At 43.4% G+C, this 13,415-nt stretch carries 6 protein-coding genes, 1 tRNA gene and 3 rRNA genes; 8 read left to right on the top strand and 2 right to left on the bottom strand.

Going from position 1 to position 13,415, the window contains the following annotated elements; translation table 11 throughout:
* Positions 1-19: 19 nt before the first annotated feature.
* Positions 20-850 carry a DUF5718 family protein gene (locus tag F542_RS08075; protein WP_025267259.1) on the bottom strand — a complete coding sequence of 277 codons (831 nt, stop codon included), beginning with the start codon at positions 848-850 and terminating at the stop codon, positions 20-22.
* A 388-nt stretch (positions 851-1,238) separates the two neighbouring features.
* Here F542_RS08075 and F542_RS08065 point away from each other — a divergent pair.
* From F542_RS08065 to pssA, 7 genes are all read left to right on the top strand, one after another.
* Positions 1,239-2,778: ribosomal RNA gene (locus F542_RS08065) — 16S ribosomal RNA — on the top strand.
* Between the two features lie 166 nt (positions 2,779-2,944).
* A tRNA-Glu gene (locus F542_RS08060) sits at positions 2,945-3,020 on the top strand.
* Between the two features lie 210 nt (positions 3,021-3,230).
* Positions 3,231-6,125, top strand: a 23S ribosomal RNA gene (locus F542_RS08055).
* Between the two features lie 163 nt (positions 6,126-6,288).
* Positions 6,289-6,404: ribosomal RNA gene (gene rrf / locus F542_RS08050) — 5S ribosomal RNA — on the top strand.
* Together the 16S, 23S and 5S rRNA genes with 1 tRNA gene alongside form the textbook arrangement of a ribosomal RNA operon.
* Before the next feature lie 229 nt (positions 6,405-6,633).
* A complete protein-coding gene (ribF, locus tag F542_RS08045) occupies positions 6,634-7,578 on the top strand; it encodes a bifunctional riboflavin kinase/FAD synthetase (RefSeq protein ID WP_015431992.1) in 945 nt (314 codons plus the stop codon).
* Between the two features lie 50 nt (positions 7,579-7,628).
* Complete coding sequence (gene ileS, locus F542_RS08040; protein WP_025267257.1) at positions 7,629-10,430, top strand: isoleucine--tRNA ligase; 2,802 nt, start codon at positions 7,629-7,631, stop codon at positions 10,428-10,430.
* 211 nt (positions 10,431-10,641) lie between these two features.
* On the top strand, positions 10,642-12,009 hold the full coding sequence (gene pssA, locus F542_RS08035) for a CDP-diacylglycerol--serine O-phosphatidyltransferase (RefSeq protein ID WP_015431994.1): 1,368 nt from the start codon (positions 10,642-10,644) through the stop codon (positions 12,007-12,009).
* A gap of 64 nt (positions 12,010-12,073) precedes the next feature.
* Here the strand turns inward: pssA and F542_RS08030 are convergent, their stop codons facing one another.
* Entirely contained in the window at positions 12,074-12,613 is a 540-nt protein-coding gene (locus tag F542_RS08030; RefSeq protein ID WP_015431995.1) for a KdsC family phosphatase, read from the bottom strand.
* A gap of 69 nt (positions 12,614-12,682) precedes the next feature.
* On the opposite strand from F542_RS08030, the gene F542_RS08025 reads away from it, so the two are divergent.
* Entirely contained in the window at positions 12,683-13,363 is a 681-nt protein-coding gene (locus tag F542_RS08025; RefSeq protein WP_015431996.1) for a YggS family pyridoxal phosphate-dependent enzyme, read from the top strand.
* The last annotated feature ends 52 nt before the right edge of the window (positions 13,364-13,415 follow it).

The following is a 13,415-nucleotide window of genomic DNA, read 5'->3' as shown; positions in this document are numbered from 1 at the left end:
AACGCCTTAGGAGCAAGAATTATCTCACTTGCTGAATGAGTGCTGAAATATCTTGATTAAATTGCTCTTTTTCTGCCATCTTAACAATTTGCTGGTGGCTATATTGCTGAGCGTTATAGACGACAACGATACTTGTGTCGCCAATTTGCAAGAAATTATGCTCGCCAAATTCTGTATAACGAGTTGCACCAATACTGATCACTGCTTTGTCTGGATAATTGGCTTTTTCTAGTAAATCAGCAATATTATTCATAGGATTTTCATCCGGTTGATTATTCATTCGGTCGATGATCCAATCCAATAATTTTTGGTGGAAATAGCTATAACCAATAGTTGGGCTATCAACGCCATATTCTGATAATTTCCCATCACGTTTATGAAAACAAGCAATACGGTAGTTATCTATATTCCCACCTTGTGCAAATTTATCTAACGCAATCCAAGTAGATGATAGGCCTTTGGAGTTCTTTCCCCAATTTTTCTTTTCACAGATTTTGCTTGCATTCGGACGTCGGATTGAACAGTCGTTATACGCTGCAAAATGGGTTGGTTTTAGCGAGATGACTTTTCCTTCTTTGTAAGCAATATCGCAAAGCAATGCGACTTCAGGTTCAATCTGCAGATTATCTGCATCGCTAGGAAAGTTAATGGTATTAGCAGAGAGAGGATAAATGCTTAAAAATTGAAAATCATCTAATTGTTGAGCTGGAACATAGAAAGGAAAGATTGCTTTTGGTTGTGAGGCTTCACTTGTTTTTACATTAGCAAAGTCAGATGCCTCGCCCGCTTGTTCTAAATGTCCTGCGAAATTGCCGGCTACGCCTAGGCCGATAATGTGTTGTATTCTCATTTTTTTCTCCATTTGCAAAAAATACAGAAGAGTTTACCGCTTGTCTGTGAAAAAGCTATCATAATTTGTGCGATTTGCTGGGTATTTAAGCGAATGATAATAGGATTGAAATTTTCTGCAAAAAAGCGCTTGCAAAGGATTTTGAAATCTCTATAATGCACGCCATCGCAACGACGCACTGTTGCAAAGATAAATTTTCCAGTGCGTCGTTCTTTTTTGTTCTTTAACAATATATCAGACAATCTGTGTGGGCACTTGTTGATTGATTAGTTAAAAATATTTTTTAATTTTGAAGTCTTAATAGGTGCTTAAACTAGAAATTCATTACTTCTATTTAATAGAAATAAAGCGATTTATAGCTAGCAGTTATTGAGCGATTAAACTTTTTGAATTGAAGAGTTTGATCATGGCTCAGATTGAACGCTGGCGGCAGGCTTAACACATGCAAGTCGAACGGTAGCAGGAAGAAGCTTGCTTCTTTGCTGACGAGTGGCGGACGGGTGAGTAATGCTTGGGAATCTGGCTTATGGAGGGGGATAACTACTGGAAACGGTAGCTAATACCGCGTAATATCGAGAGATTAAAGGGTGGGACTTTCGGGCCACCTGCCATAAGATGAGCCCAAGTGGGATTAGGTAGTTGGTGGGGTAAAGGCCTACCAAGCCTGCGATCTCTAGCTGGTCTGAGAGGATGGCCAGCCACACTGGAACTGAGACACGGTCCAGACTCCTACGGGAGGCAGCAGTGGGGAATATTGCACAATGGGGGGAACCCTGATGCAGCCATGCCGCGTGAATGAAGAAGGCCTTCGGGTTGTAAAGTTCTTTCGGTGATGAGGAAGGTGTTTTGTTTAATAGACAAAGCAATTGACGTTAGTCACAGAAGAAGCACCGGCTAACTCCGTGCCAGCAGCCGCGGTAATACGGAGGGTGCGAGCGTTAATCGGAATAACTGGGCGTAAAGGGCACGCAGGCGGATAGTTAAGTGAGATGTGAAAGCCCCGGGCTTAACCTGGGAATTGCATTTCAGACTGGCTATCTAGAGTATTTTAGGGAGGGGTAGAATTCCACGTGTAGCGGTGAAATGCGTAGAGATGTGGAGGAATACCGAAGGCGAAGGCAGCCCCTTGGGAATATACTGACGCTCATGTGCGAAAGCGTGGGGAGCAAACAGGATTAGATACCCTGGTAGTCCACGCTGTAAACGATGTTGATTTGGGGATTGGGCTTTAAGCTTGGTGCCCGTAGCTAACGTGATAAATCAACCGCCTGGGGAGTACGGCCGCAAGGTTAAAACTCAAATGAATTGACGGGGGCCCGCACAAGCGGTGGAGCATGTGGTTTAATTCGATGCAACGCGAAGAACCTTACCTACTCTTGACATCCATGGAATCTTGTAGAGATATGAGAGTGCCTTCGGGAACCATGAGACAGGTGCTGCATGGCTGTCGTCAGCTCGTGTTGTGAAATGTTGGGTTAAGTCCCGCAACGAGCGCAACCCTTATCCTTTGTTGCCAGCGATTTGGTCGGGAACTCAAAGGAGACTGCCAGTGATAAACTGGAGGAAGGTGGGGATGACGTCAAGTCATCATGGCCCTTACGAGTAGGGCTACACACGTGCTACAATGGTGCATACAGAGGGTAGCGAGCCAGCGATGGTGAGCCAATCTCAGAAAGTGCATCTAAGTCCGGATTGGAGTCTGCAACTCGACTCCATGAAGTCGGAATCGCTAGTAATCGCAAATCAGAATGTTGCGGTGAATACGTTCCCGGGCCTTGTACACACCGCCCGTCACACCATGGGAGTGGGTTGTACCAGAAGTAGATAGCTTAACCGCAAGGGGGGCGTTTACCACGGTATGATTCATGACTGGGGTGAAGTCGTAACAAGGTAACCGTAGGGGAACCTGCGGTTGGATCACCTCCTTACCAAGATAACTAAAACGACTGCAAGTGTTCACACAGATTGTTTGATATGAATGAGTAAAGGTTGAGCGGGTGAGTGAGACAAGCGGTATAGGGCTTGAAAAATCTTGCAAAAACGCTAGAATATACGACCTTTGATATGGCAAAGTGGAAAGCATCTTTAAATGTTGTCCCCATCGTCTAGAGGCCTAGGACATCGCCCTTTCACGGCGGTAACCGGGGTTCGAATCCCCGTGGGGACGCCATTTAAAGATGATTTTTATTGTCTTACTGTTCTTTAAAAAATTGGAAACAAGCTGAAAACTGAGAGATTTTCTGTAGGGGCGTATTGCATACGCCCTCAAGTGAAAGTCTGAGTAGTTCAAAATCTTGATTGAACAAAAGCAATCAAGTGTAGTTGTTAATGTTATTTAATCTTAAACCGTTTAAGATTCTTAAAATGTTTGAGGTTGTATAGTTAAGTGACTAAGCGCACAAGGTGGATGCCTTGGCAATCAGAGGCGAAGAAGGACGTGCTAATCTGCGAAAAGCTTGGATGAGTTGATAAGAAGCGTTTAATCCAAGATATCCGAATGGGGAAACCCAGTAGGTGAAGAACCTACTATCATTATCTGAATACATAGGATAATGAGGCAAACCGGGAGAACTGAAACATCTAAGTACCCCGAGGAAAAGAAATCAACCGAGATTTCGTTAGTAGCGGCGAGCGAACGCGAAAGAGCCAGTTAGTGATAGCTTGAATGTTAGGAGAATGAGTTGGGAAGCTCAGCGGCACAGGGTGATAGCCCCGTATCTAAAAACATTCTGGTGGTACTAGGCTAACGACAAGTAGGGCGGGACACGTGATATCCTGTTTGAAGATGGGGGGACCATCCTCCAAGGCTAAATACTCCTGATTGACCGATAGTGAACCAGTACTGTGAAGGAAAGGCGAAAAGAACCCCGGCGAGGGGAGTGAAATAGAACCTGAAACCTTGTGCGTACAAGCAGTGGGAGCCCTTCGGGGTGACTGCGTACCTTTTGTATAATGGGTCAGCGACTTATATTTTGTAGCAAGGTTAACTGAATAAGGGAGCCGTAGGGAAACCGAGTCTTAACTGGGCGAATAGTTGCAAGGTATAGACCCGAAACCCGGTGATCTAGCCATGGGCAGGTTGAAGGTTGGGTAACACTAACTGGAGGACCGAACCGACTAATGTTGAAAAATTAGCGGATGACTTGTGGCTGGGGGTGAAAGGCCAATCAAACCGGGAGATAGCTGGTTCTCCCCGAAATCTATTTAGGTAGAGCCTTGAGCGGACACCTTCGGGGGTAGAGCACTGTTTCGGCTAGGGGTCCATCCCGGATTACCAACCCGATGCAAACTGCGAATACCGAAGAGTGATACTCAGGAGACACACGGTGGGTGCTAACGTCCATCGTGGAGAGGGAAACAACCCAGACCGCCAGCTAAGGTCCCAAAGTCTATATTAAGTGGGAAACGAAGTGGGAAGGCTTAGACAGCTAGGATGTTGGCTTAGAAGCAGCCACCATTTAAAGAAAGCGTAATAGCTCACTAGTCGAGTCGGCCTGCGCGGAAGATGTAACGGGGCTAAAATATAGCACCGAAGCTGCGGCATCAGACGAAAGTCTGTTGGGTAGGGGAGCGTCGTGTAAGCGGAAGAAGGTGAATCGAGAGGTTTGCTGGACGTATCACGAGTGCGAATGCTGACATAAGTAACGATAAAACGAGTGAAAAACTCGTTCGCCGGAAGACTAAGGGTTCCTGTCCAACGTTAATCGGGGCAGGGTGAGTCGGCCCCTAAGGCGAGGCTGAAAAGCGTAGTCGATGGGAAACGGGTTAATATTCCCGTACTTGTAATAACTGCGATGTGGGGACGGAGAAGGTTAGGTTAGCAGACTGTTGGATGTCTGTTTAAGCTGGTAGGTGGAAGACTTAGGCAAATCCGGGTCTTCTTAACACCGAGAAGTGATGACGAGTTTCTAAGGAGATGAAGTAACTGATACCACGCTTCCAGGAAAAGCCACTAAGCTTCAGGTTATTATAAACCGTACTATAAACCGACACAGGTGGTCAGGTAGAGAATACTCAGGCGCTTGAGAGAACTCGGGTGAAGGAACTAGGCAAAATAGCACCGTAACTTCGGGAGAAGGTGCGCCGGCGTAGATTGTAGTCCCTAGCGGATGAAGGTTGAACCGGTCGAAGATACCAGCTGGCTGCAACTGTTTATTAAAAACACAGCACTCTGCAAACACGAAAGTGGACGTATAGGGTGTGATGCCTGCCCGGTGCTGGAAGGTTAATTGATGGTGTTATCGAAAGAGAAGCTCCTGATCGAAGCCCCAGTAAACGGCGGCCGTAACTATAACGGTCCTAAGGTAGCGAAATTCCTTGTCGGGTAAGTTCCGACCTGCACGAATGGCATAATGATGGCCAGGCTGTCTCCACCCGAGACTCAGTGAAATTGAAATCGCCGTGAAGATGCGGTGTACCCGCGGCTAGACGGAAAGACCCCGTGAACCTTTACTATAGCTTGACACTGAACATTGAATTTTGATGTGTAGGATAGGTGGGAGACTATGAAGATGATACGCCAGTATTGTTGGAGTCGTCCTTGAAATACCACCCTTTAACGTTTGATGTTCTAACGAAGATTACGAAACGTGGTCTCGGACAGTGTCTGGTGGGTAGTTTGACTGGGGCGGTCTCCTCCCAAAGCGTAACGGAGGAGCACGAAGGTTTGCTAATCACGGTCGGACATCGTGAGGTTAGTGCAATGGTATAAGCAAGCTTAACTGCGAGACAGACAAGTCGAGCAGGTGCGAAAGCAGGTCATAGTGATCCGGTGGTTCTGAATGGAAGGGCCATCGCTCAACGGATAAAAGGTACTCCGGGGATAACAGGCTGATACCGCCCAAGAGTTCATATCGACGGCGGTGTTTGGCACCTCGATGTCGGCTCATCACATCCTGGGGCTGAAGTAGGTCCCAAGGGTATGGCTGTTCGCCATTTAAAGTGGTACGCGAGCTGGGTTTAGAACGTCGTGAGACAGTTCGGTCCCTATCTGCCGTGGGCGTTGGAGAATTGGTTGGGGCTGCTCCTAGTACGAGAGGACCGGAGTGGACGCACCACTGGTGTTCCGGTTGTGTCGCCAGACGCATTGCCGGGTAGCTAAGTGCGGAAGAGATAAGTGCTGAAAGCATCTAAGCACGAAACTTGCCAAGAGATGAGTTCTCCCTAGCTATAAGCTAGTAAGGGTTGTTGGAGACTACGACGTAGATAGGCTGGGTGTGTAAGTGTTGCGAGACATTGAGCTAACCAGTACTAATTGCCCGAGAGGCTTAACTATACAACCTCAAGCGTTTTAGATAAAACAAAAACATCGGAACGGTTGAGGAATTAACAGAGTGTGCGAAAAGAAAGCACAAGAACGAAGAATCAGAATTTAGCTTGTTTCAAATTTAACGAAGAAAGAACAAACAATATAACGGACAGAAATCATCGAAGATTTTCCTGATGTCCATAGTGCTGTGGTACCACCTGACCCCATACCGAACTCAGAAGTGAAACGCAGTAACGCCGATGGTAGTGTGGGGTTTCCCCATGTGAGAGTAGGGCAACATCAGGGTATTATTTAAGGGACCCCAAGTCGCAAGGCTTGGGGTTTTTGCTTATGATTTATGTGTGATTATGGCGATAAATTTCTTGTTTCCCTTATCTTATATAATGTATTTATGACGTAGCAATTCATTTTATTGATACAATGATTAAATTGCTGGGGTTTAAATCCCCCTTTTTCTTTCAATTCCTCCCTTTTCCTTGTACAATCAACCGTTATTTTTTCTCATAAATTCCTTATGCAATTAATTCGTGGTGTTCATAATTTAAAATCCTTTTCTGAACTTAAAAATGGCTGTGCACTGACTATTGGTAATTTTGATGGAGTACATCTCGGACATCAGCAAATTCTTGCGCGGTTATTAGAAAAAGCACGTGAATTAAGTTTACCTAGTGTCGTGATGCTTTTTGAGCCTCAGCCTAGAGAGTTTTTTGCAAAAAAGGATGAACCTGCTGCTCCTGCTCGTTTAATGCGTTTGCGAGATAAGCTATTCGCTCTACAAAATGCTGGTGTCGATTATGTGCTTTGCGTGCGTTTTAACCAGACTTTTTCTGCTCTTTCTGCTCAAGAATTTATCTTGCAGCTTCTCGTAGAAAAGCTCAATGTGAAATACGTAAGTGTTGGGGATGATTTCCATTTTGGTGCAAAGCGGAGTGGTAATTTCCAAATATTGCAGGATGCAGGGCGTAATTTTGGTTTTGTGGTTGAAAATAGCCATAGTTATAAATTAGGTATTGAACGAATTAGTAGTTCTCGAATTCGCGCAGCATTATTAGAGGATGATTTAGCCCTTGTAGAAAAGTTACTTGGGAGTAAATACCATATTCGTGGGCGAGTGGCACACGGTAATAAGCTTGGTAGAACCATTGGCTTTCCCACAGCAAACATTATGCTTAACCGTTTAGTTACTCCGATTCAAGGTGTATATGCGGTGCAGGTAGAAACTCCACAAGGCAGATTTAACGGCATTGCTAATGTTGGTAACCGACCAACAATTAACGGCACTAAGCCGTTGTTAGAAGTGCATATTTTTGATTTCAATAAGGATCTGTATGGTAATGCGCTTAATGTGCATTTTTGTAAAAAAATTCGCAATGAAATTAAATTTGAGAGTTTTCAAGCTTTGAGCGAACAAATTAAACAAGATGTGGCTACAGTCAGAGCCTATTTTAAAGCGCTTTGATTTTAAGTAAATTTTACAAAATTAATTTTGATTAAAGTTGGTATATAACAATGACAGTTGATTACAAAAACACCCTAAACCTACCTGAAACAGGCTTTCCTATGCGTGGCGATCTTGCTAAGCGTGAACCTGATATGTTGAAAAATTGGTATGACAAAGATCTTTACCAAAAAATTCGTCAAGCAAGAAAGGGGAGAAAAACCTTTATTTTGCACGATGGCCCTCCCTATGCAAATGGCAGTATTCACTTAGGCCATTCTGTTAATAAAATTCTGAAAGATATTATCAACAAATCTAAAACCGCAATGGGTCTTGATACGCCCTATGTACCAGGTTGGGACTGTCATGGCTTGCCGATTGAGCTGAAAGTAGAAGGCTTAGTGGGCAAACCGAATGAGAAAATTTCTGCTGCGGAATTCCGTCAAAAATGCCGTGAGTATGCGAAAGAGCAAGTAGAAGGGCAGAAAGCGGATATGATCCGTCTAGGCGTGGTGGCAGATTGGGATAATCCGTATCTGACCATGAATTTTGATACCGAAGCAGAAATTATCCGCACGCTAGGTAAAGTAATTAAAAACGGTCATCTTTACAAAGGTTCTAAACCGGTTCACTGGTGTTTGGACTGTGGTTCATCGCTTGCAGAAGCGGAAGTGGAATATGAAGACAAAACCTCGCCATCTATCTATGTGAAATTCAAAGCCGTTGATCAAGCGGTCGTAGAAAGCAAATTTTCTGCAAAAGGTACTGGCACAATTTCAGCCGTGATTTGGACCACCACCCCTTGGACATTGCCGTCAAATAAAGCGATTTCTCTCAATGCGGAATTAGATTATCAGCTTGTACAATTTGGTGATGAGCGTTTAATTCTTGCCAAAGAATTAGTGGAAAGCGTGCAAAAAGCCGTAGGTGTGGAAAGCGTTGAAGTATTAGGTGAAGCAAAAGGGGCTGCGTTAGAATTATTGCAATTCCAGCACCCATTCTACGATTATAGCGTGCCATTTATTTTAGGCGATCACGTAACGACTGACGGCGGTACAGGTTTAGTGCATACGGCACCTGATCACGGTCAAGACGACTATATTGTTTCTCGCAAATATGGTGTTGAAATGGCAGGGCTTGTGGCAAATGACGGTAAGTTCAAAGCCGATGTGCCATTCTTTGCTGGGCTTGGCGTGTTTGAAAGTAACGATAAAGTATTGGAAAAACTAAAAGAAGTTGGCGCACTGCTGAAATTAGAGAAAATTCGCCACAGCTATCCGCACTGCTGGCGACACAAAACCCCGATTATTTTCCGTGCGACACCACAGTGGTTTATCGGTATGGAAACGCAAGGTTTACGCCAACAAGCCTTAGGTGAAATCAAAAAAGTGCGTTGGATTCCATCTTGGGGTGAAGCGCGTATTGATACGATGGTGGCGAACCGCCCAGACTGGTGTATTTCTCGTCAGCGTACTTGGGGCGTGCCAATGACGATGTTTGTGCATAATGAAACCGAAGAGCTACATCCTCGTACCCTTGAAATTTTGGAAGAGGTGGCAAAACGTGTGGAAAAAGCAGGTATCCAAGCGTGGTGGGATTTAGATCCGATTGAAGTGCTAGGCGAAGCGGATGCACAACTTTACCGCAAAGTGCCCGATACCTTAGATGTATGGTTTGATTCAGGCTCAACTTACGCATCTGTTGTGCAAGCTCGTCCAGAATTTAACGGCAATGAAACGGATATGTATTTGGAAGGCTCAGACCAACATCGTGGCTGGTTTATGTCTTCACTGATGCTTTCTACGGCGACAGATAACAAAGCGCCATATAAACAAGTGCTAACACACGGTTTTACCGTCGATGAAAAAGGCAGAAAAATGTCTAAATCTATCGGTAATGTGATCGTACCAAGTGAAGTTTGGAATAAAAACGGGGCAGATATTCTGCGTTTATGGGTCGCAAGCACTGACTATACAGGGGAAATTGCGGTTTCTCACGGTATTTTAAACAGTGCGGGTGATGCTTATCGCCGCATTCGTAACACCGCGCGTTTCTTATTAGCAAACTTAAACGGTTTTGATCCAAAACGTGATTTAGTACAACCAGATGAGATGATTGCCTTAGACCGCTGGGCGGTAAGCTGTGCCTTAGATGCACAAAAAGAAATTATTGAAGCGTATGATAATTATCAATTCCACACGGTGGTACAACGTTTAATGCGTTTCTGCTCAATTGAAATGGGGTCGTTCTATCTAGATATCATTAAAGACCGTCAATACACCACCAAAGCGGACAGCCTTGCTCGCCGTAGTTGCCAAACCGCATTGTGGCACATTTCTGAAGCATTGGTACGCTGGATTGCACCGATTTTATCCTTTACCGCTGATGAAATTTGGGGACACCTACCAGCCGTTGAAAACCGTGCAGAATTTGTGTTTACCGAAGAATTTTATGAAGGTTTATTCGGCTTAAACGAAAACGACAAATTAGACGACAACTACTGGCAACAACTGCTCAAAGTGCGTGCCGAAGTGAACCGCATTTTAGAGCAAGCTCGTAAAGAGAAAACCATTGGTTCAAGTTTAGAAGCAGAAGTAACGCTTTATGCTGATGAGGCATTATTGGCGAAATTGGCTGAATTAGGTGATGAATTGCGTTTTGTGCTATTAACCTCAAAAGCAGAGATTAAACCGCTGGCACAAAAAGACGTAGAAGAAGGCGAACTTAAAGGCTTTGCGGTGAAAGTGATCAAATCTGCAAACCACAAATGCCCACGTTGTTGGCACTATTCCGACAGCCTTGACGAAGAATCGCTTTGTTCTCGTTGTGTAGAAAATGTGGAAGGCAAAGGCGAAAGTCGTCAATTTGCGTAACTAAGTAAAAGCGTTGTGGTTTATTCACAACGCTTTTTTACTATCTTCTTGTTTGTCTAGGGCTATTATTTAGTCGCGATAACACGGTTTTACTTAGATTATACGTAGTCTTAATCATGTCTAACATCAGACCAGCATTTAGCAAATCGCTTTATCTGTCATTTCGGTGTAAAATATGCGTAGTTAAGAGATTGAAAATCGGGAATTAATTATGCTCATTCTGAATAAACAGCGCCGAGCTGAACGTTTTTTAGAGAAATTGAACTATCTGCCTCAGCAAGCAGATCAGGTTGATTTTCTTTTTTCTAGTGCCGATTTTAAACAAAAAATTTTGCAGCTTATCCAATCGGCTAAGCGCCGGATTTATCTTACCGCGCTCTACTTCGAAAAAGATGAAGCAGGGCAGGAAATTTTAGCAGCACTTTATCAAGCAAAGCAGGCGAATCCGGCACTTGACATTAAAATTTTGGTTGATTGGCATCGCGCTCAGCGTGGGCGGATTGGTGAGGCGGAAAGTCTTTCTAATGCTGATTGGTATGCAGAAATGAAAGCGGCATATTCGTTACCTGATGAGCAAGAAATTGCAATTTATGGAGTGCCAATTAATGGGCGAGAGCTATTCGGGGTGCTCCATTTAAAAGGTTTTGTATTTGATGATACGTTGCTTTACAGCGGTGCGAGTATCAATAACGTGTATTTACAACAGTATGAACGCTATCGTTATGACCGCTATCATATTATTACTAACCCAGCGTTAGCCGAGAGCTTTGTTAGCTTTATTGAACAGCATATACTGAGCAATCCAGCTATTTATCGTTTAGATCAAGCTTATCGTCCTAAAACGGCAGAGATTCGCCCATTGATCAAAGCATTTCGTAAGCAATTAAGCCAACAACAATATAGCTTTAGTGGCAAATTATTTAGCCAAGAACGATTACAACTAAGCCCATTAATCGGATTAGGGCGGAAGAATAAACTGAATAAAACGATTGAAGCCTTATTCTATCAAGTTGATCAAAAGCTCACTATTTGCACGCCTTATTTCAACTTCCCACGTTCATTACGTAATCGTATTAAGTGGCTATTAGAAAATGGCAGACAGATTGAAATTATTGTTGGTGATAAAACGGCGAACGATTTCTATACGCCACCTGAAGAGAAATTCACCATGGCATCGGCATTACCATATCTCTATGAGAAAAATTTACGTGCTTTTGCCAAAAGTTTTGATCGCTATATTCAAAATCAACAATTAACTATTCGTTTATGGAAGAACGGCAATAACAGTTACCACTTAAAAGGTGTTTGGGTTGATAATCGCTATATTTTACTTACAGGCAATAATCTTAACCCGCGAGCTTGGGCATTAGATGCAGAAAATGCAGTGCTAATTTCTGATCCAAATGCTGAACTTGGTGAGAAAGCTCAAGCCGAATTGAGCCACATTCGTCAGCATACGGTAATTTTGAGTCATTATAGTGATTTAGAAATATTGCGAGATTATCCAGCTGCGGTACAAAAATTATTGAAAAAATTTGGGCGGGTGAAACTAGATAAGATTGTGAAAATGTTATTGTAGTATGCCTTCCTGTAGCAAGCGGTTGTTTTTGGTAAAATTTTACAAAGAACAACCGCTTGTTTATTTATTGTGCCATTTGGTGCACAACTTTCATAAAGCCATCTGCGCTGGCATAAACTTCTTCTTTACCTTGCGCTTTTAAAATCATGTCAGAGAGTTCTCTGAATGCTCCCTGTCCACCTGCACGGGTAAGCACTAAATCGGCTTGCGCTTGCATATAATCATAAGCATCACCGACTGCAACGGCTAAACCGCATACTTCAAATGCAGGTAAATCTAGCGTGTCATCACCAAGGAATGCGGTCTCTTCTGCGCTAACGCCTGCTTGTTGCATTAATTCTAAACAAGCATCGCGTTTTGCCATTTTACCGAGTTGAAAAAGAGGAATACCTAAGTCTTTGATGCGGCGGCGTAAAATAGGGGTATCTCCACCAGAAAGTATTGCAACTTGGATACCACAAGCCAATAGCATTTTAATACCTAAGCCATCTTTAACGTGAAAAAATTTTAACTCCTCACCATTTGCAGAATAGTAGAGGCTATTGTCGGTTAAAACACCATCGACATCTGTGATTACTAATTTAATTTTTGCCAGTCTTTCCATTAGGTTTCCTTGCTTTTCAATAGGTTGAGATTTATTATTCTGCGCTATTATAGCTTTTTGGAGTAAGTCATGTCGATTTCTCAAAACCTTTCTCAAATTAAACAACGTATTCAACAAATCGCGGAGAATTGCCAGCGCCCAGTCAGTGAGGTAAAACTGCTGGCGGTAAGTAAAACAAAGCCGATTACAGATATTCAGCAGGCGATTGATGCAGGGCAAACCGTATTTGGCGAAAATTATGTACAAGAAGGCATGGAGAAAATTCAGCATTTTTCCCAAAACCGTCAATTAGAATGGCATTTCATTGGACACTTACAATCAAATAAAACACGTGTTGTAGCAGAACATTTTGATTGGGTTCAAACAATAGATCGACTCAAAATTGCGCAGCGATTAAATGAGCAGCGTCCTACGAATTTAGCTCCCTTGAATGTACTCATTCAAATCAATATTAGCGATGAAGGTTCAAAATCAGGGATTCAACCAGATGAAATGCTGTCATTAGCGACAGAAATTGCTCAATTGCCCAATTTAAAATTACGTGGTTTGATGGCTATTCCTAAGCCAGAAAGTGATCCTACGCAGCAAAAAATTGCGCTATGTGCAATGCAGCAGCTCTTTCAACAGCTGCAAGCTAAATTTAAAGGAATTGATACCCTTTCAATGGGAATGAGTGACGATATGTCGGCTGCAATTGAGTGTGGTTCAACCATGGTGCGTATTGGCACGGCTATTTTTGGAGCAAGATAACAAGCGGTATTTTTTGCAAAAATTTTGCAAAGACTTTCATGCTAATCTGCAC

The sequence above is a fragment of the Bibersteinia trehalosi USDA-ARS-USMARC-188 genome (genome assembly GCF_000521725.1).
Classification (GTDB): domain Bacteria; phylum Pseudomonadota; class Gammaproteobacteria; order Enterobacterales; family Pasteurellaceae; genus Bibersteinia; species Bibersteinia trehalosi.
This window is presented reverse-complemented; position numbering and strand designations above follow the sequence as displayed.

Coding starts and splice junctions, on each gene's coding strand:
- ileS (WP_025267257.1), top strand. CDS start 7,629: ATGACAGTTGATTACAAAAACACCCTAAACCTACCTGAAACAGGCTTT.
- ribF (WP_015431992.1), top strand. CDS start 6,634: ATGCAATTAATTCGTGGTGTTCATAATTTAAAATCCTTTTCTGAACTT.
- F542_RS08025 (WP_015431996.1), top strand. CDS start 12,683: ATGTCGATTTCTCAAAACCTTTCTCAAATTAAACAACGTATTCAACAA.
- F542_RS08030 (WP_015431995.1), bottom strand. CDS start 12,613: ATGGAAAGACTGGCAAAAATTAAATTAGTAATCACAGATGTCGATGGT.
- F542_RS08075 (WP_025267259.1), bottom strand. CDS start 850: ATGAGAATACAACACATTATCGGCCTAGGCGTAGCCGGCAATTTCGCA.
- pssA (WP_015431994.1), top strand. CDS start 10,642: ATGCTCATTCTGAATAAACAGCGCCGAGCTGAACGTTTTTTAGAGAAA.